The organism is Pseudomonas sp. IT-P74, assembly GCF_949768175.1.
Taxonomy (GTDB): domain Bacteria; phylum Pseudomonadota; class Gammaproteobacteria; order Pseudomonadales; family Pseudomonadaceae; genus Aquipseudomonas.
Window position 1 is genome coordinate 236,596 of the sequence record NZ_CATKQD010000033.1, and the last position, 19,388, is coordinate 255,983.

General features: G+C 60.8%; 18 protein-coding genes. 2 read left to right on the forward strand and 16 right to left on the reverse strand.

All coding sequences use genetic code 11. From position 1 onward, the window contains the following. Positions 1-7 precede the first annotated feature (7 nt). From mltG to ACM6J5_RS17485, 9 genes are all read right to left on the reverse strand, one after another. On the reverse strand, positions 8-1,240 hold the full coding sequence (mltG, locus tag ACM6J5_RS17445) for an endolytic transglycosylase MltG (protein ID WP_095946393.1): 1,233 nt from the start codon (positions 1,238-1,240) through the stop codon (positions 8-10). Between the two features lie 3 nt (positions 1,241-1,243). Next, positions 1,244-2,059 (reverse strand): aminodeoxychorismate lyase, encoded by an 816-nt coding sequence (gene pabC, locus ACM6J5_RS17450; RefSeq protein ID WP_414929040.1) that lies wholly within the window; start codon positions 2,057-2,059, stop codon positions 1,244-1,246. After that, positions 2,059-3,303 carry a beta-ketoacyl-ACP synthase II gene (gene fabF, locus ACM6J5_RS17455; RefSeq protein ID WP_095946391.1) on the reverse strand — a complete coding sequence of 415 codons (1,245 nt, stop codon included), beginning with the start codon at positions 3,301-3,303 and terminating at the stop codon, positions 2,059-2,061. Before fabF ends, pabC begins: the two co-directional genes overlap by 1 nt. Positions 3,304-3,412: 109 nt before the next feature. Next, positions 3,413-3,649, reverse strand: coding sequence for an acyl carrier protein (gene acpP / locus ACM6J5_RS17460; RefSeq protein ID WP_003175607.1), 237 nt, complete (start codon positions 3,647-3,649; stop codon positions 3,413-3,415). Between the two features lie 196 nt (positions 3,650-3,845). Then, positions 3,846-4,586, reverse strand: a complete 741-nt coding sequence (fabG, locus tag ACM6J5_RS17465; RefSeq protein ID WP_007987168.1) for a 3-oxoacyl-ACP reductase FabG — start codon at positions 4,584-4,586, stop codon at positions 3,846-3,848. Positions 4,587-4,602: 16 nt separating this feature from the next. Next, entirely contained in the window at positions 4,603-5,541 is a 939-nt protein-coding gene (gene fabD / locus ACM6J5_RS17470; protein ID WP_414929041.1) for an ACP S-malonyltransferase, read from the reverse strand. A gap of 125 nt (positions 5,542-5,666) precedes the next feature. Further along, positions 5,667-6,677: a phosphate acyltransferase PlsX gene (plsX, locus tag ACM6J5_RS17475; protein ID WP_150672635.1), complete on the reverse strand. Its 1,011-nt coding sequence runs from the start codon at positions 6,675-6,677 to the stop codon at positions 5,667-5,669. Between the two features lie 4 nt (positions 6,678-6,681). After that, positions 6,682-6,864 carry a 50S ribosomal protein L32 gene (gene rpmF, locus ACM6J5_RS17480; RefSeq protein ID WP_003179396.1) on the reverse strand — a complete coding sequence of 61 codons (183 nt, stop codon included), beginning with the start codon at positions 6,862-6,864 and terminating at the stop codon, positions 6,682-6,684. Between the two features lie 13 nt (positions 6,865-6,877). Continuing rightward, on the reverse strand, positions 6,878-7,405 hold the full coding sequence (locus tag ACM6J5_RS17485; RefSeq protein WP_007942001.1) for a YceD family protein: 528 nt from the start codon (positions 7,403-7,405) through the stop codon (positions 6,878-6,880). Between the two features lie 105 nt (positions 7,406-7,510). Here ACM6J5_RS17485 and ACM6J5_RS17490 point away from each other — a divergent pair, with 105 nt between their 5' ends. Further along, positions 7,511-8,089, forward strand: coding sequence for a Maf family protein (locus tag ACM6J5_RS17490; RefSeq protein WP_095942599.1), 579 nt, complete (start codon positions 7,511-7,513; stop codon positions 8,087-8,089). A gap of 54 nt (positions 8,090-8,143) precedes the next feature. On the opposite strand, the gene ACM6J5_RS17495 is transcribed toward ACM6J5_RS17490, so the two are convergent. Genes ACM6J5_RS17495 through rluC form a run of 3 tightly spaced genes read right to left on the reverse strand, consistent with a single transcriptional unit; the run spans position 8,144 to position 10,769 of the window. Further along, positions 8,144-9,133 (reverse strand): S49 family peptidase, encoded by a 990-nt coding sequence (locus ACM6J5_RS17495; protein ID WP_150672633.1) that lies wholly within the window; start codon positions 9,131-9,133, stop codon positions 8,144-8,146. Between the two features lie 24 nt (positions 9,134-9,157). Continuing rightward, the gene (locus ACM6J5_RS17500; RefSeq protein ID WP_414929042.1) at positions 9,158-9,820 is read right to left on the reverse strand and encodes an HAD-IA family hydrolase; all 663 of its coding nucleotides are present in this window, start codon (positions 9,818-9,820) and stop codon (positions 9,158-9,160) included. Further along, on the reverse strand, positions 9,807-10,769 hold the full coding sequence (gene rluC / locus ACM6J5_RS17505; RefSeq protein WP_095942602.1) for a 23S rRNA pseudouridine(955/2504/2580) synthase RluC: 963 nt from the start codon (positions 10,767-10,769) through the stop codon (positions 9,807-9,809). Before rluC ends, ACM6J5_RS17500 begins: the two co-directional genes overlap by 14 nt. A gap of 702 nt (positions 10,770-11,471) precedes the next feature. On the opposite strand from rluC, the gene rne reads away from it, so the two are divergent. Further along, on the forward strand, positions 11,472-14,699 hold the full coding sequence (gene rne, locus ACM6J5_RS17510) for a ribonuclease E (protein ID WP_414929043.1): 3,228 nt from the start codon (positions 11,472-11,474) through the stop codon (positions 14,697-14,699). Positions 14,700-14,890: 191 nt separating this feature from the next. On the opposite strand, the gene ACM6J5_RS17515 is transcribed toward rne, so the two are convergent. From ACM6J5_RS17515 to ACM6J5_RS17530, 4 genes are read right to left on the reverse strand one after another with little or no spacing between them, the layout of a single operon-like run. After that, positions 14,891-15,487, reverse strand: a complete 597-nt coding sequence (locus ACM6J5_RS17515) for a nucleotidyltransferase family protein (protein ID WP_414929044.1) — start codon at positions 15,485-15,487, stop codon at positions 14,891-14,893. Further along, positions 15,484-16,467, reverse strand: a complete 984-nt coding sequence (locus tag ACM6J5_RS17520) for an XdhC family protein (RefSeq protein WP_414929045.1) — start codon at positions 16,465-16,467, stop codon at positions 15,484-15,486. The genes ACM6J5_RS17515 and ACM6J5_RS17520 overlap by 4 nt, the downstream gene beginning before the upstream one ends. Continuing rightward, a complete protein-coding gene (locus tag ACM6J5_RS17525; RefSeq protein ID WP_150672629.1) occupies positions 16,467-18,788 on the reverse strand; it encodes a xanthine dehydrogenase family protein molybdopterin-binding subunit in 2,322 nt (773 codons plus the stop codon). The genes ACM6J5_RS17520 and ACM6J5_RS17525 overlap by 1 nt, the downstream gene beginning before the upstream one ends. Beyond that, on the reverse strand, positions 18,785-19,255 hold the full coding sequence (locus ACM6J5_RS17530; protein ID WP_008046998.1) for a (2Fe-2S)-binding protein: 471 nt from the start codon (positions 19,253-19,255) through the stop codon (positions 18,785-18,787). Before ACM6J5_RS17530 ends, ACM6J5_RS17525 begins: the two co-directional genes overlap by 4 nt. Positions 19,256-19,388: the final 133 nt, after the last annotated feature.

Here is a 19,388-nt window from a genome sequence, read left to right on the forward strand (position 1 = left end):
GTCAGAGTCATTGCGGGCTTTTCGGTGCGCTTGCATCGGGTTCGGGCGTTTCAGGGGCTGGCGCAGGATCTTGCGCCGGCACCTGCGGCAACGCCTCGGGAGCTGTGTTTGGTGAAGCGGCCGGGATCGGCGCCTGCTCTTGGGAAGCCTTGGCCTCCTGCGTACCGTTTTGCTCAGCCTGGGTTGGCGGCATCTCGGGCGCAGTAGCGGGTGCCGGGCTGGAGCGGTAATCGGCGCGACGCTTGAGCTGGAACTCCTTCACGGCATTGTTGTGGGCATCCAGATCGTCGGAGAACACGTGAGTGCCATCGCCACGCGCCACGAAGTAAAGGCTGTTGCCCTCCACCGGATTGAGTGCCGCATGGATGGCCTCGCGACCGACCATGGAAATCGGCGTCGGCGGCAGGCCCGCATTCATGTAGGTGTTATAGGGCGTCGATTCCTTGAGGTGAGCCCGGGTCAGCTTGCCGCTGTAGCGGTCGCCGAGGCCGTAGATCACTGTCGGGTCGGTCTGCAGCAGCATGCCCATCGCCATGCGTCGCACGAACACGCCGGCAATCTGCCCACGCTCCTGCGGCACACCCGTTTCCTTTTCCACCAGCGAAGCCATGATCAGCGCCTGGTAGGGCTCCCTGTACGGCACATCGGAAGAGCGCTGTGCCCACTCCTTGGCGAGCACTTCGTCGAGGCGGTCATAAGCGGTTTTCAGCACCTCGATATCGGACATGCCCCGCACATAACGATAGGTGTCAGGGAAAAAGCGCCCTTCCGGAAAAATCCCGGTGTGGCCGAGCTTGTCCATGACCTGGCTATCGCTTAAACCCTCGAGGCTATGGTCGAGCTTCTCTTCCTTGGCCAGCGCTGCGCGGACCTGACGGAAATTCCAGCCTTCGACCAGGGTCAGGCTGTACTGAACCATTTCCCCGCGTTTCCACAGGTCGATCAGGCCTTCGACGGTCATGCCAGGTTGAATGCGGTATTCGCCGCTGTGCAGGGGTTGTTTGGCGAGGTTGAAGCGCCAATACACCCGCAGCCAGAATGCGTCCTTGATGACGCCATTGGCTTCGAGTCGGTAGAAGGTGCGGGTCGGCGTGGTGCCCTTGGGCACATCCAGCAATTGTTCCTGGGCAATGTTCAGCGGCTGTACCAGCGCCGAATGAATTTTCCAGGCTGAAGCACCCATCAGCAGCCCCGCCAGAACCACTCCGGTTTCCAGCAGCAGCAAGAGTTTACGTCTCACGTATCAAGCATCCAGTAGCACACGGGCAATGGTTTGGAGTTTACGGGTGAGCGGCCCAACCGGCCAGTGAAGAGCAGCATAGGCGCGCACCGGCCAGATACCATACACGCTGTTGCAGACAAAGACTTCGTCAGCCCATTGCAGCTGTTCGAGGGGGATATCGGTGATTTGCGTGGGAATTCCCAGCGACTTGGCTTGAAACAATATTTCGGCACGCATCACGCCTGCCACGCCGCAACGCTTGAGGTCAGCCGTGATGAGCACGCCATCACGCACCAGGAACAAGTTACTGAATACACCTTCAATCACCCGTCCGGCCTGATCGAGCATCAAGCCTTCGGCATGCTCGCTGTCCTGCCATTCGGCTCGGGCGAGAACCTGTTCAAGACGATTCAGGTGCTTGAGGCCGGCCAGTAATGGCTGCCTGGACAATCGCGTGGCGCAAGGAAACAGCCGAACACCCTGCTCACCGTGCGCGGCAGGATACGCCGCCGGTGGATTACCTTGCAGAATGCGTCGAGCCTGGGCCGAAGGATCGGGGGCGTAACCACGCAGACCGTCGCCACGGGTGAGAATGAGCTTGAGCACCCCGTCACCCAGTGCCGCGGCGCAGGCCAGCAGTTCGCTGCGGATCAGCTCATGCTCGGCGTTTATCGCCAGGCGCGAGCAGCCGTCCACCAAACGCGACAGATGCCGGTCCAGCAACACAGGCTGCCCGTTGCGCACGGCGATGGTCTCGAACAGACCATCGCCATAAGCCAGGCCGCGGTCCTTCAGCGACAACGCGTCAGCCGGCTGACCGTCGACCCAGCTGTCCATCAGCCTGCGAACCGGCGGAACACCAGCGAGCCGTTGGTGCCGCCAAAACCGAAGGAGTTGGAAACGACCACATCGATCTCCATGTTGCGCGCCGTGTGCGGCACGAAATCGAGATCGCAGCCTTCGTCCGGCTCATCGAGGTTGATGGTCGGCGGTGCCACCTGGCTGTTGATCGCCAGCACGCTGAAGATCGCCTCGACCGCGCCCGCCGCACCCAGCAGGTGGCCGGTCATGGACTTGGTGGAGCTGACGGCCAGCTTGTAGGCGTGGTCGCCGAACACCGACTTGACCGCATTGACTTCGGCCAGGTCGCCTGCGGGGGTCGAGGTGCCGTGGGCGTTGATGTACTGCACTTGATCGCCATTGATTTTGGCATCGCGCAGCGCATTGGTGATGCAGCGCGCCGCACCTGCGCCATCGGCTGGCGGCGAGGTCATGTGGTAGGCATCGCCACTGGTGCCGAAGCCGATCAGCTCGGCGTAGATGGTCGCGCCACGCGCCTTGGCGTGCTCGAGTTCTTCCAGCACCAGCGCACCGGCACCATTGGACAATACAAAGCCATCGCGGCCCTTGTCCCATGGACGGCTGGCGCGGGTCGGCTCGTCGTTGCGAGTCGACAGCGCGCGCGAGGCACCAAAGCCGCCCATGCCCAGACCGCAGGCCGCCATCTCGGCGCCGCCGGCAATCATCACGTCGGCTTCGTCGTACATGATGTTGCGGGCTGCCATGCCAATGCAGTGTGTACCGGTGGTACAGGCCGTGGCGATGGCGTAGTTGGGTCCCTGTGCACCGAGGTGTATGGACAGGAAACCGGAAATCATATTGATGATCGAGCCTGGCACGAAGAACGGAGAGATCCGTCGCGGGCCGGTCTCGTGCAGCGTGCGGGCGGTTTCTTCGATATTGGTCAGACCGCCAATACCCGAACCCATGGCCACGCCGATACGCTCACGGTTGGCGTCAGTGACTTCCAGACCGGCATTGCGTACCGCCTGAAAACCTGCGGCCAGACCGTACTGAATGAACAGGTCGAGCTTGCGGGCTTCCTTGACCGACAGGTACTCCTCGACATTGAAGTCCTTTACCGAGCCGCCAAAACGGGTGGAATAGGCAGAAAGGTCGGCGTGTTCGATCAGACCAATGCCACTGCGGCCAGCCAGAATGCCCTGCCAGCTGCTCGGCACATCCGTGCCCAGTGGCGACAACATACCCATACCGGTGACTACGACGCGTCTACGCGACACAGCACTCTCCTTTTTTCAAATGACGACTTTGCATCAGGCCTAAAGAAAAAACCGCACGCCATGATGGCAGTGCGGTTTTTCCATGACAGCGAGCAACGATTACAAACTATTACGCCTGGTGGCTAGTAACGTAGTCGATTGCAGCTTGTACAGTAGTGATCTTCTCGGCTTCTTCGTCAGGGATTTCGGTCTCGAATTCCTCTTCCAGAGCCATCACCAGCTCAACGGTGTCAAGGGAGTCGGCACCCAGGTCTTCAACGAAGGAAGCGGTGTTGACCACTTCTTCTTCTTTAACGCCCAGTTGCTCAGCAACGATTTTCTTGACGCGCTCTTCGATGGTGCTCATACCTTGTTTTCACTCCTAATGGACAAATTCAGGCAGCTGGCCAGTGGGTAAGTGTATAGAAAGGCTTTTCAGCTTTTCAACTGAAAGCTTCACTCCTCGAACCCGGTGACCCTCTGCCTATAAATAGATTGCAGCTTTATAACGGATTTTAGACAGCTCGTATGACATTTTTTTGAAGCAATCCGTCACATTTGAATTACATGTACATCCCGCCGTTCACCGGGATTGTAGCTCCGGTAACGTAAGCCGCACCGTCCGACGCAAGAAAAGCGACCACGGACGCGATCTCTTGAGCCTGCCCCAGACGACCCAGCGGAATCTGCGTCTGCAAGGCTTCACGCTGCGCCTCGGGCAGTTCACGGGTCATATCGGTATCGATGAACCCAGGGGCCACCGAGTTTACCGTAATCGAACGCGAACCGACTTCACGCGCCAGTGCACGGCTGAAACCTTCCAGACCGGCCTTGGCGGCAGCGTAGTTTACTTGGCCTGCGTTGCCCATGGCACCCACAACCGAGCCAATACTGATAATTCGGCCCCAACGGGCTTTGGTCATGCCGCGCAAAACGCCCTTGGACAGGCGGAACAGACTGTTCAGATTGGTATCGACAACGTCGTGCCACTCGTCGTCTTTCATGCGCATCATCAGGTTATCGCGGGTGATACCGGCATTATTGACCAGAATCGCCGGCGCACCGAACTGCTCCTGAATGCTCGCCAGAACACTTGCCACAGACTCGTCGCTGGTGACATTGAGCTCCAGGCCAGTGCCCTGAATACCATTTTCCTTCAGGGTCGCGGCAATGCGCTCGGCACCCGACGCGGAGGTCGCGGTACCCACAACGATGGCGCCCTGACGACCCAGCTCCAGGGCGATGGCCTGGCCGATGCCACGGCTGGCACCGGTGACCAGTGCAACTTTACCTTGCAGACTCATGCAAGCTTCTCCTGATTCAGGCCAACGCTGCACGGGCGGCAGCGAAAGCGTCTGGGGTATTGAGGTTGGATGTCGACACGCCTTCAGCGCAACGCTTGTTCAGACCGGCCAGTACTTTGCCCGGACCACACTCGACCAGGTTGGTCGCGCCCTTGGCGGCCAGCGCCTGGACCGATTCAACCCAGCGTACTGGCTTGTACAGTTGCTCGAGCAGATCGCGCTTGAGGGTTTCCAGATCGGCCGGCACTTGGGCACTGACGTTCTGCACCACAGGAATATGCGGTGCCTGCCAGTTGATCGCGGCGATCGACTCGGCGAAACGCTCGGCGGCCGGACGCATCAGCTCGCAGTGCGACGGCACGCTGACCGGCAGCGGCATGGCGCGCTTGGCACCACGCGCCTTGCAGCCTTCGATGGCGCGCTCGACGGCAGCCCTGGCACCGGCGATGACCACCTGGCCCGGCGAGTTGAAATTGACTGCACTGACTACCTCGCCTTGCGCCGCTTCGGCGCAGGCTGCCAGTACGTCAGCATCGTCCAGGCCCAGGATGGCAGCCATGCCGCCCTGCCCGGCCGGAACGGCTTCCTGCATCAACTGGCCACGACGCTCGACGAGCTTCACCGCGTCGCCCAGGCTCAGACTGCCTGCCGCGACCAGCGCGCTGTATTCGCCCAGGCTGTGCCCGGCAACGTAAGCCGGACGCGCGCCACCTTCGGCCAGCCACAGACGCCACAGGGCGATAGAGGCGGTCAGAATGGCCGGCTGGGTTTTATCGGTTTGATTGAGTTGCTCTTCCGGCCCTTGCTGGGTCAGTGCCCACAGGTCGTAACCCAGTGCATCGGAAGCTTCTTTGAATGTTTCAAGGACAACCGGATGTTGCGCGCCCAGCTCGGCCAGCATGCCGAGGGACTGCGAACCCTGTCCTGGAAAGACGAATGCGAGGGAAGCAGACATGTAACAAGCCCCTAATGATCTTGTCGTCGGAGAGTTGGCGCCCCGCTTTGGGGACGCAAGAAACTGACAGTTGGATGGCCCATCGAACCAAGCGGTCACATTTAAGCATTGTCCGACGAAAACGCCTAAAGCAACAAATCCTCCAGACGACCGTGCAGGCGCTCGGGAAGATTCTCCTGAATCTCGATCAAGGCGCGTGCAATGGCACTCTGAAACCCCTGGACCCCGGCAGAACCGTGGCTTTTCACCACAATCCCCTGCAAACCGAGAAAGCTCGCGCCGTTGTGCCGTGCAGGCGCCAGATCGGCCTGCAGACGCTTCATCAAGGGCAGCGCCAGCGCGCCGACCACGCGAGAGGCCACGCTTTTTCTGAACAACGCCTCGATACGCCCGGCAATCATGGTCGCCAGGCCTTCGCTGGATTTGAGCAGGATGTTGCCGACAAAACCGTCACACACCACCACATCCGCTTCGCCACGGTACAAACCGTCGCCCTCGATAAAGCCGATGTAATTGATGCCACGGGCGCCTTGCAACAAAGTCGCTGCCAGCTTGACCTGTTGATTACCCTTGATGTCTTCGGTGCCGATGTTCAGCAACGCCACCCGCGGACGGATTATGCCCAGGGTCTCCGCTGCCACCGAGCCCATGACCGCAAACTGCAACAGATGCTCGGCACTGCAATCGACATTGGCGCCCAGGTCAAGCAACTGGCAGTAACCCTTTTGTGTCGGAATCGCCGCCACCATGGCCGGACGATCAATGCCCGGCAGGGTCTTGAGCACAAAACGCGACAACGCCATCAGCGCGCCGGTATTGCCGGCACTGACACAGGCCTGGACCTTGCCGTCGCGCAACAACTCAAGCGCCACGCGCATCGACGAGTCGGGCTTGCCACGCAGGGCCTGGGCAGGCTTTTCGTCCATGGTGATGACTTCGCACGCCGGCGTAATCGACAGGCGCGCGCGATCCACAGCCGGATAGCCAGCGATCAGTTCTTCAAGAAGGGAGGGTTGACCGACGAGGGTCAGGTGCAGCGAGGGTGTAGCAGACAGGCAGGCAAGGCTGGCCTGGACAATGCTGCGGGGACCGAAGTCCCCGCCCATTGCGTCAATCGCGATGACTTGAGCGGACAAGTGATTACTCGTCAGCGCCCTTGTCGATCACTTTACGGCCACGGTATACGCCTTCTGGCGATACGTGGTGACGCAGGTGAACTTCACCGGTGGTTTTTTCTACAGACAGGGTGCTAGCCTCGAGAGCGTCGTGCGAACGGCGCATGTCACGGGCAGAGCGGGATTTTTTGTTCTGCTGAACAGCCATAATTGATTAACTCCTAAACGTTTGGGTCACGCTTTAACTGCGCCAATACACTGAACGGGTTGGACCGCGTTACCTCGTCCTCGCTCGGTTCGGGCTCATCTGCTCCCGCCGGCTGCTGGCATTCTTCCGGATGATGAGCAGGCACAATGGGCAAGGCGAGCAGAAGCTCCTCCTCGATCAGTGACTGCAGATCCAAAGGATCTTCGCCCAGTTCCAGCACGTCATAACCTTTCGGCAACGACTGGGTATTCGCACCCTCCTTCACCACAGCGTAACTGCATTCGCTATGGATCGGCAGGGTGACCAGCTCAAGACAACGCTGGCAAACCATTTTGACTTCAGTGTCGATAAAGCTGTGGATGACCACAGATTTACGTTCATCTCGTTCAAAAACGAATTTAGCCTGCACCGTACCGACATTGTCGGAAAGCGGGTCGCAGAGTCTCTCCAAATCGGCCAGCAGCATTTCACCTTGAAGGGTGGTGCCACGATCAGCCAATTTGCGCGGGTCAACGTGAGGTGGAATCGGGTCATTCAACATAGGCGCAGCATTATAGGGATGCACCCGCCCATGTCAAAGGAAATTCAGCCCTGTCCGTCACTTGGAAGCCTCGCTAGAATTCGCGCACGCCTTATGGAGTTGCGCATGCTGCCTTTATTACTCGCTTCCAGCTCGGCCTATCGCCGGGAATTACTGACCCGCCTGCAGCTGCCTTTCACTTGCAGCTCGCCGGATATCGACGAAAGCCAGCGCCCGGGCGAGTCCGCCATCGAGCTGGTCAAACGCCTCGCCGAAGAGAAAGCCCGTGCCCTGGCCGACCGCCATACCGCTCATCTGATAATCGGCTCCGACCAGGTCGCCGTGCTGGGAGAGCGGATTATCGGCAAGCCCCACACGTTCGAAAAAGCACGCGAACAACTGCTGGCCGCCAGCGGCGCCAGCGTGACGTTCCTGACCGGCCTGGCCCTGCTCAACAGCCAGACAGGGCACTGCCAGGTCGATTGCGTGCCGTTCACCGTAAACATGCGCACACTCGACGCACCGCGCATTGAACGCTACCTGCACGCCGAGCAACCCTACGACTGCGCAGGCAGCTTCAAGGCCGAAGGCCTGGGGGTCAGCCTGTTTCGCAGCACCGAGGGCCCCGACGCCACCAGCCTGATCGGTCTGCCGCTGATTCGCCTGATCGACATGTTGCTGACCGAAGGCGTACAGGTTCCTTGAATCCCGATACTAAAAAACCGGCCACGCAGGCCGGTTTTTCATGTCGTTTCAGAATCAGCGCAGCGACGGACCGCTAAACCCCATCCACATCGCCAAATGCTCAGCCACGCTGGCACCGAGCTTTTTCGAGAAGCGATCGAATGGCGACTCCTGAACGGTGAAGTCCACCAGCTCTTTCTCGCCGATCACATCCCGCGCAACCGAACTGGCATTACCCAGCCCATCGATCAGCCCCAGCGGCAGCGCCTGCTCGCCGGACCAGACCAGGCCGGAGAACAGCTCCGGATGCTCCTTATCCTTCAGGCGATCGCCGCGCCCCTGCTTGACGCTATTGATGAACTGCTTGTGGGTCGTATCGAGTACGCCCTGCCAGAAGGCAGTTTCTTCCGGCTTCTGTGGCTGGAACGGATCAAGGAACGACTTGTGCTCGCCAGAAGTGTAGGTGCGACGCTCGACGCCCAGTTTCTCCATGGTACCGACAAAACCATAACCGGCCGCCGTCACACCAATGGAGCCGACCAGGCTCGCCTTGTCGGCGTAGATCTGATCTGCCGCGCTGGCAATGTAGTAAGCACCGGAAGCCCCCAAGTCGGAAATGACCGCATAGAGCTTGATGTCCGGATGCAGGCCGCGCAGGCGACGGATCTCGTCATAGACATAACCCGACTGCACCGGACTGCCGCCCGGGCTGTTGATGCGCAGGACGACGCCCTTGACCTTTTTGTCCTCGAAAGCCGCGCGCAGACTGCCAACGATATTGTCCGCGCTGGCCGACTCCTTGTCGGCAATCACACCTGTCACGTCGATCAACGCCGTGTAATTGGCACTGAGGGTCGCAGCCTTTTCCATATCCATCAGCGGCGAAAACAGCGCAATTGCGCCGAACAGATACACAAAAATCAGAAATTTGAAGAATATCCCCCAGCGACGGGACCGACGCTGCTCCTGTATACCGGCCAGCAGCGTCTTTTCCAGCAGCTTCCAGCTTCTGTCGTCACCGCTCTCTGCGCTCGCCTTGGCGGGCGCCTTCCATTCGTCGGTCATGCCATCCACCCCACAAACAACCGGTTAAGCCCGCTGACTCAGCCAGGCATGCAATTCTGAAAAACGATCGATGGCCAGTCGCGGCTCATACAACTTCAACGCATCGATCGTTTGAGCGCCATAGCTGACGGCCACCGAGCCCATGCCGGCGTTGCGCGCCATCTGCAAATCAAAGGACGAATCGCCGACCATCAACGCCTGTTCCGGGCGAACCTCGCAATGGGCGAGAATTTGTTCGAGCATCAGCGGATGGGGCTTGCTGGCGGTCTCGTCGGCGGCACGAGTGATATCGAAGTAATTCTCCCAGCCATGGGACTTCAACACCCGATCCAGCCCGCGACGAGCCTTGCCGGTCGCCACAGCCAGATGATAGCCCTCGGCACGAAATGCCTCGAGCGATTCGACCACACCTTCGAACAGCGGCGAAGGCACAGCCTCCGACGCAATGTAATGCTCAGCGTAGTGCTCGCGGAACGCGATCAGCTCGGCATCGCCGATTTCGGGGTACAGGGTGCGGATCGCCTCCGGCAGACCCAGGCCGATGATGCCCTTGACAGCCAGGTCATCGCACAGCTCAAAGCCGGAACGCCGGGAGGCGACGTGCATCGCCTCGACAATCCGGCCAATGGAATCGGCCAAGGTGCCGTCCCAATCGAAGATCAGCAGCTTGTAATCAGATGGGCGCACTCAATCGCTCCACGGTTTTGGCCCACATCTCGTCGACCGGCGCTTGCAGCTTCAGTTCACCGCCATCGGGGAGTGGCACGGTCAGCATGTAGGCGTGCAGGAACAGGCGCTTGCCACCCAGATCGCGAATTTCCTTACTGAAATCGTCATCGCCGTACTTGGTGTCACCGGCAATGCAGTGACCGGCGTGCAAGGTATGGACGCGAATCTGGTGGGTGCGACCGGTGATCGGCTTGGCTTCGATCAAGGTGGCAAAGTCGCCAAAACGCCGCAGGACCTTGAACACGGTCACAGACTCCTTGCCCTCCTCCTCGTCGACCTCGACCATACGCTCGCCGGAGCGCAGATTGCTCTTGCCGAGCGACGCCCGGACTTGCTTGATCGAGGACGCCCAGTTACCGCGAACCAGCGCCATATAACGCTTATCGACGCCATCGCCGCGCAAGGCCGTGTGCAAGTGACGCAGCATGCTGCGCTTCTTGGCGATCATCAACAGGCCGGACGTATCACGGTCGAGACGATGAACCAGTTCGAGCTCCTTGCAATCGGGGCGCAACTGACGAAAGGCTTCGATCACTCCGTAATTCAAGCCGCTGCCGCCGTGAACGGCGATGCCGCAAGGCTTGTTGATCACGATCAGCGCCTTGTCTTCGAAGACAATCGAGGCTTCGAGTCGCTGCAGCAGGCCTTGAGCCAGTGGTACCGGCTCGTCGCGCTCAGGCACACGAACCGGCGGTACGCGCACGATATCGCCCGCCTGCAGCTTGTACTCGGGCTTGATCCGACCTTTGTTCACGCGCACTTCGCCCTTGCGCAAAATGCGGTAAATCAAGGTCTTGGGCACGCCTTTGAGTCGGGCGAGAAGGAAATTATCAATGCGCTGGCCGGCATATTCCGGCGAGACCTCAAGCAGTTGTACGCTTGGAGTCGGGAGGGTAGTCGTCGTCATGGCGCGGATGATAACAATTTTTTATGGAATTGAAGCACTTAATCATTGCTGCTATAGTCGCGAACGTCGCCAAAAGCGGCCTGGACAGCGGACCAACGGTCAAAAACCGGCCCTGACCAACGCAATTCACCAGGACGCGAGGCCGTCCTACGGGGCTTTCGCTACGTAACGGTGGAGTTTGCAGGTGTAACGAGCGCAGGTGACATGAGGCCTGAATCACGCCACAAAACAGAGTTTTCCACTCGTTTTGCGCGCCATATTCACGGCCAGTTCACAAAGTGCAGTCAGCTGCGAATGACCCCGAGCGAAGGCATCGGAAACAACGCCTAAATTAGCCATGATGCGTGACCTCCCCTTTCGGAGCTCACGGTAAATGCCAACCCGCTGCGGATTCTGCGCGCGGCAGCACCCGAATTATCAGGGATACGTGTAGGGTGGAGATGCACAACCGCCGGACTGTGTAGCAACAGGCTTTCTCAAGACGCTTCATCTCGTCCACAGCCGCTGGTTGATTCCTCCTCCTGACTGAGTGCTTAAGTAGCCACAGCAAGCAGGACGCGTACGTCGCGATGAAGGCCCACATTGGCCGGACTTCGCTGGACACGGGAAATGGCCAACCACTCCCGACGCACCTGACACCGACCGTGAGAAGTCGTGTGTGCCGAACGCCGTTTCCGGCAGCCCGGAAACCGACGGTACTACATGAAAAGAATGCTGATTAACGCAACTCAACCCGAAGAGTTGCGTGTTGCACTGGTAGATGGCCAGCGCCTCTACGACCTGGACATCGAATCCGGTGCACGCGAGCAGAAGAAGGCCAACATCTATAAAGGCCGGATTACTCGCATCGAACCAAGCCTCGAGGCTGCCTTTGTCGATTTCGGCTCTGAGCGCCACGGCTTCCTGCCCCTCAAAGAAATCTCCCGCGAATACTTCAAGAAAGCCCCGGAAGGCCGCGTCAACATCAAGGACGTCCTGAGCGAAGGCCAGGAAGTCATCGTTCAGGTCGAAAAAGAAGAACGTGGCAACAAGGGCGCCGCCCTGACCACCTTCATCAGCCTGGCCGGTCGTTACCTGGTGCTGATGCCGAACAACCCGCGTGCCGGCGGTATTTCCCGTCGCATCGAAGGTGAAGAGCGCAACGAACTGCGTGAAGCCCTGAACGGCCTGGTTGCCCCGGCCGACATGGGTCTGATCGTGCGCACTGCCGGCCTTGGCCGCAGCAGCGAAGAAATGCAGTGGGACCTCGACTACCTGCTGCAACTCTGGACCGCCATCAAAGAAGCCTCGCTGGATCGTTCCGCACCGTTCCTGATCTACCAGGAAAGCAACGTGATCATCCGCGCGATCCGCGACTACCTGCGCCAGGACATCGGCGAAGTGCTGATCGACAGCGTTGAAGCCCAGGACGAAGCCCTGACCTTCATCCGCCAGGTGATGCCGCAGTACGCCAGCAAGATCAAGCTGTACGAAGACAGCGTTCCGCTGTTCAACCGCTTCCAGATCGAAAGCCAGATCGAAACCGCCTTCCAGCGCGTTGTCGAACTGCCTTCCGGCGGCTCCATCGTTATCGATCCGACCGAGGCCCTGGTGTCCATCGACATCAACTCGGCGCGCGCCACCAAAGGCAGCGACATCGAAGAAACCGCGCTGCAAACCAACCTTGAAGCGGCCGAGGAAATCGCCCGTCAGTTGCGCCTGCGCGACATCGGCGGTCTGATCGTCATCGACTTCATCGACATGACCCCTGCCAAGAACCAGCGCGCCGTGGAAGAGAAAGTCCGCGAATGCCTGGAAGCCGACCGCGCCCGCGTGCAAGTCGGTCGCATCTCGCGCTTCGGCCTGCTGGAAATGTCCCGTCAGCGCCTGCGTCCTTCCCTGGGCGAAAGCAGCGGCATCGTCTGCCCGCGTTGCAACGGCACCGGCATCATCCGTGACGTTGAATCGCTGTCCCTGGCGATCCTGCGCCTGATCGAAGAAGAAGCCCTGAAAGACCGTACCGCCGAAGTTCGTGCACAAGTGCCGATCCCGGTGGCCGCTTTCCTGCTCAACGAAAAGCGCAACTCGATCACCAAGATCGAACTGCGCACCCGCGCCCGCATCGTCATCCTGCCGAACGATCACCTCGAAACTCCGCACTTCGAAGTGCAGCGCCTGCGTGATGACAGCCCGGAAGCCGCGACCAACCAGTCCAGCTACGAAATCGCCGCTGCCGCTGCCGAAGTCGAGGAAGTCCAGCCAGCCGCCGCGACCCGCACCCTGGTTCGCCAGGAAGCCGCGGTCAAGACGGCCCCGGCCCGCGCCAACGCTCCGGTGCCGACCGAAGTGACCGCTCCGGCTCCTGCTCCGGTTGCAGTGCCTGAGCCAAGCCTGTTCAAAGGCCTGGTGAAGTCGCTGGTGAGCCTGTTCGCCACCAAGGAAGAGCCTGTAGCTCCGGTTGTGGTTGAAAAACCTGCGACCACCGAGCGTCCGGCCCGCAACGAAGAGCGTCGCAACGGTCGCCAGCAGAGCCGCAACCGTAACGGTCGCCGCGATGAAGAGCGCAAGCCTCGCGAAGAGCGTGCACCGCGTGAAGAACGCGCACCACGCGAGCCGCGTGAAGAGCGTCAGCCACGTGAAGTGCGCGAGCCTCGCGAAACCCGCGAAGAAACGCCGGCAGTAGCCCGCGAAGAACGCGCACCACGCGCGCCTCGTGAAGAACGTGCACCGCGCGCTCCGCGTGAAGATCGCAAGCCACGTGGCGAGCGTGAAGAGCGCGTTCGTGAACTGCGCGAGCCACTGGATGCAGCTCCGACTGCTCCGGCTGCTCCGGCCGCCGCTGCCACCGCTGAAGAGCGTCCAGCTCGCCAGCCGCGTGAAGAACGCGCTCCACGCCCACCGCGTGAAGAACGTCAGCCACGTGCCGAACAAGCTGCCGCAGCCGCAACCGAAGAAGAACTGGTCACCAACGAAGAGCAACTGCAGGAAGACGGCCAGGAAGGCGCCGAAGGCGATCGTCCACGCCGCCGCTCCCGTGGTCAGCGTCGTCGCAGCAACCGTCGCGAGCGTCAGCGTGACGCCAACGGCAACGTGATCGAAGGTTCGGAAGAATCCGAGTCCGGCGAAAACGCTGAAGCGCCAAGCACTGCCGATCTGGCCGCCGGCCTGGCTGTCACCGCAGCCGTTGCCAGCAGCGTGATCAGCGCTCCAGCCGAAGCTGAGGCCAACGTGCAAGCCGAACGCGCCACTGCCGCGACCCTGGAACCGGCTCCGGTCGAAGCGCCAGTCGTTGAAGCGACCACACCGGTCGAAGTCACCGCCTCGCCGGAAATCGAAGTGGCGTCTGCGCCGGAAGCTCAGCCTGCTGTTGAAGCGGCTGCCGAGCCAGCGCCAGTGGTAGAAGCACCTGCTGAGGCTGCAGAAGCGGTTGTTGAGACCGTGACTGAAACCGTGCGTGAAATTCGCGAAGAACAAACCGCATTCAACTGGGTTGCCGAGCCAGCCGTCGCTGAAGCCGCTGCACCTGCCGCTGAAGCCCAAGTGGCTGAAGCCATGGTTTCCGAGCCGGTGGTTACCGCCGCGGAACCGGCCCCAGCGCCAGTCGTTGAAGCTCCGGTCGTTGCCGAGGCACCAGCTCCGGTAGTCGAAACTCCTGCCAGCGCCCTGACGCCAAGTGGCCGTGCGCCTAACGACCCGCGTGAAGTGCGTCGTCGCAAGCGTGAAGCCGAGCGTCTGCAGAAGGAAGCTGAACTGGCTGCCGCTGCGGCTCCAGCTCAAGCGGTTGTCGCTGCCGAGCCTGCACCGGTTGCTGCTGAAGTGGTTGAGGCAGCTCCTGCCCCTGAGGCGGCTGCCGAGCCGGCTGAGTCGGTGATCCACGAAGCACCGCGCTCCGTTCAGGAAGCGGTAGAGCAAGCCGAGGAAAAAGAGCACGAGACTAAACCTCTCGTCTGATTCCATCGGCCACTAAAAAGCCCCGCCTGGTGATCCCAGGCGGGGCTTTTTTATATCCGGACTTCACAACAATCCATTGTAGGAGCGAGCCTGCTCGCGATGGCGGTGGATCAGATTGCATCTCTGTTGGATGCCAGATCGCTATCGCGAGCAGGCTCGCGCCTACAGGGGATCCAGGTTGATCTGTAGATCTATGCGGGGCTAAAGATCAATGCCTGCGGCACATCCACATCCCACAACACACCGGGATCCGCTACTGCCACCTCAACCACCCGCCCTTGGGCAAACAGCGGTTTGGCACCGCGATCCCCCGACAATGCCGTCAACCCCGCCGCGAAGTCCCGTCCGAACCCGACCGGATGCCCATACTCACCGCCCTGCACGGGCACGCTGATACGGTCATCGCCAATACCCGCCGCCACTTGCTCGATACTGTATGGCAGGATGAACGGCATATCCCCCAGCACCATCAGCCAGCCATCAAGCTGCTTGCAGGCAGCGACTCCTGCGGCAATGCTGTCACCCATTCCCGTCGATTCGATCAGTTCAATCTCGCAGCCATAGGCCTGAGCCATGCGAATCACCTGCGGGCGGTCGGCAGTGGTCACCAATACGCGTTTGCCCAGCGTCGCCGGCAGGTTGACCAACGTATGCTCGATGACGGACCGCACCACGCCGTCACGCCCGATGCAATCGGCCACCAATTTATCCTTGTCAGCACCTGCTACCTGGCGAAACCGGCTGCCCTGCCCCGCTGCCAACACGATGACGCCAATGGACTCGCTCATACGCTCTCCCGCACGGCTTTCTTCTGCTTCAGTTCGATGCCGTTTTTGACCGCCACGATTTCCGCCATGAGCGACAAGGCAATTTCCGCCGGATTATGACTGCCGATGTGCAAACCGATCGGACCATGCAAGCGGTCAATCGCCGCTTGCGACAAGCCCAGTTGAGCCAGGTTTTCCCGACGTTTCTGGCTGTTGACTCGCGATCCCAGCGCCCCGACGTAAAAAGCCCTGGAGTCCAGAGCCGTGAGCAGCGCCATGTCATCAAGGCGCGGATCATGGGTCAAGGCCACGATCGCCGTGCGTTCATCGGTCTGAATGTTCAATACCGCCTCATCCGGCATGCCCGAAACGAACCGTCCGTGCTGCTCCTCCCAGCCGTAGACGAATTCGCTGCGCGGATCGCAAATCAGCACCTCGAAATCCAGCAGCCGGGCCATTTCCGCCACAAAGCGCGACAACTGCCCCGCGCCGATCAGCAGCAAGCGCCAGCGCGGGCCATAGATCGCCCGCAAGGTCTGTCCGTCGAACGTCAACACGTCAGTTTTACTGGCCGGCAGCAAAAGCACTTTGCCGGTGGTCAGGTTCAGTTCACGGGCAACGATTTCATGGGCCTCGCAACGGGCGAGCAAATGCTCGACCCAACCCCCATCGTCGATACGCTCCTCGGTCAAGCGCAAGGTGCCACCGCAGGGCAAGCCGAAACGTGCGGCCTCCTCGCGGGTCACGCCGTACGTGATCAGTTGCACCGGTGGGCCGTCAAGTGCGAGGCGCCCGTCGTGCAGCCGGGCGATCAAGTCATCTTCGACACACCCACCCGAGACCGAACCAATCACCATGCCGTCTTCACGCAGAGCCAGCATGGCGCCGGGTGCCCGGGGCGCGGTGCCCCAGGTTTCGACCACGCTGTACAACACCACCCGCTGACCGGCGCGATGCCATTGCAACACGCTGCGCAGCACGTTCAGATCAGCGCTGTCCATCAGGCGCCTGCCTTCTGCCAGCCCGACAGCTGATAACGAACCGGCAGATTGCGGATGCGTTTGCCGGTGGCAGCAAAGATCGCATTGCACAGTGCCGGCGCAATCGGTGGTACGCCCGGTTCACCCACACCGCCCAATGGTACGTTGCCCGGCGGCGTCACCAGATGCACCGCCACTTCTTTCGGCGCCAGGGACATGCGCGCCACTTCGTACATGTGGAAGTTATCCTGCTGGACCTTGCCGTCCTTGAAGCTGATTTCCCCCAGCACCGCATTACCCAGACCCATGACGCAGGCGCCCTCGAACTGCGCGCGAATCCGCTCGGGGTTGATCTGCGGACCGCAATCGACAGCAATGTCGGCCTTGTGCACCACCAGCGTACCGTCGTCCTTGACCTCAACTTCGATCACCGCCGCCACATAGGTCACGAAGCTGTAATGCACCGCCAGGCCCAGGCCGCGCCCCTTGGGCAACTCACGCCCCCAACCGGCAGCTTTGGCGGCGGTCTCCAGTACCGTGCGCAGGCGCGCGGTATCGATCGGATAACGCTCGGGGGATTCGCCGTAGTTCCACTCTTCACTCAAGGTGCGCGGATCGATCTGACGGTCCGGGCCGAGCAATCTGATCTGGTACTTCAGCGGATCCTGCCCGGCCTTGTGCGCCAGTTCATCGATAAAGCTCTGGATCGCGAAGCCATGGGGAATGTTCGACACCGAGCGATACCAACCCACCCGGGTATGCACCGTTGCCTCGGGGTTCTCCAGGCGAATGTTGGGGATCGCATAGGCCATGTTGGTGAAGCCCATGCCCAGCTCGAACGCCGCCTCATGGTTCATGCCCGGCGCAAACAACGCGGTGATGCTCGGCGCCACCGTACGGTGCAACCAGCCGGACGGCAGGCCATCCTTGTTCAGGCTGGCCTTGAGGTATTCGGCCGACACGGTATGGAAGTAGGAACAGTGGATGTCGTCTTCACGGGTCCATTGCACCCGCACTGCTTTTCCGGGAAATTCCTTGGCGAGGACGGCGGCCTCGATGATGAAGTCAGGCTTGGACTTGCGCCCGAATCCGCCACCGAGCAGGGTCACGTTGAACGTGACCTTGTCGAACGGCAGGCCCAGACGCTCGCCGATTCGCTCCCGGCTGACCTGCGGCGCCTGGCTTGGCCCCCAGGCTTCACACGCACCGTCCTTGAATCGCGCAATGGCGACCATCGGCTCCATCGGTGACTGTGACAGATGCGGCAAGTAGTAGGAGGCTTCCAGGGTGCTATCGGCGCTGGCCAAGGCCTGATCGATGTTACCGGTATTGCGCACCACTTTGCCGGGTTTGAGCGAGGCGGCTTCGAGTTCCTTGCGATAGGCAATCGAGTCGTAGCTGGCGTTGGGGCCGTCGTCCCACTCGATTTTCAGAGCCTCGCGGCCCTTGATCGCCGCCCAGGTATTGTTCGCCACCACGGCGATGCCGCCCAGGGGTTGGAACTCCGAAGGCAAAGGCCGGCTTTCGATCTGCAGCACCTTGACCACGCCAGGGACTTTCATCGCCGCGCTGCCATCGAAGCTTTTGACCTTGCCGCCATACACCGCGGGCCTTGCAATGGTCGCGTACAGCATGCCGTCGAAATGCACGTCGGCACCGTACACCGCACGACCGTTGACGATGTCTTCACCGTCGATGGCCTTGGTGCCTTCCTTGCCGATGTAACGGAATTGCGCGGGTTCCTTGAGTTTCAGGCTGTCGCGGGCCGGAACCGGCAAGGCGCTTGCGGCGGAAGCCAGAGCGCCATATCCGAGCTCGCGGCCTGAAGGCTCATGGACGACTTTGTGCAGTTTCGCGTGACACTCACCGACCGGCACTTTCCATTGTGCGGCGGCGGCCTGTTCGAGCATGGTTCGCGCAGCGGCACCGCAACGGCGCATCGGCTCATACCAGTGACGCATGCTGCGCGAGCCGTCGGTGTCCTGATTGCCGAAGCGTACTTCATCGCCAGGGGCCTGCTGCACCTTGACCATCGCCCAGTCGGCTTCCAGTTCATCGGCCACCACCATGGTCAGGCTGGTGCGTACGCCCTGGCCCATTTCCGAACGGTTGCAGATCACGGTGACCGTGCCATCGGCGGCAATGCTCACATAGACTTTCGGATCGTCAACCCAGCCGTGAGGCATGCCGTCGGCGCCGAACTTCTTCTCTTTCTCTTCGGCAAACGCGTCCTGCCAGCCCCAACTCGCGGCGACCACCAGCGCACCGGTCGCCCCCACGCCCTTGAGAAAACCACGGCGACTGAGATTACTCAGGGCGAAATCATTCGGTAACCGGCTCATGCCTTAGCCTCCTTCAGGTGAGTGGAAGCCTGGCGGATCGCGGTCTTGATGCGGTTGTAGGTGCCGCAACGGCAGATGTTGCCGACCATGGCTTCTTCGATCTGCTCGTCGCTCGGGTTCGGGTTGGTCTTGAGCAGCGCCGTCGCCGACATGATTTGCCCGCCCTGGCAGAAACCGCATTGGGCCACTGCCGTGTCGAGCCAGGCTTGCTGCACGACTTTGCCGATCGGGTCGGCATGCAGGTTGTCGATGGTGCTGACATTCTGCCCGACGACTGAACCGATGGGCGTGATGCAACTGCGTGCCGGGGCCCCTTCGATATGAATGGTGCAGGCGCCGCACAGGCCCATGCCACAGCCGAATTTGGTGCCGTTGTAACCGGCCACGTCGCGGATCGCCCAGAGCAGCGGCATGTCCTCGGTGACGTCGAGTTGATGGTCTTGACCATTGAGTTTCAGGGTAATCATGGGCACGCCCGCATAGGTCTTGAGTTATGGGGTCGAGCAATCTGCCGCTGGATCTCAGGCTTTGCGACGTAGGGTCGCACGCAGATCGACTCAGGCTAATAGGCTCTCTTGTGCGGACGCAAACGGTCTGCAC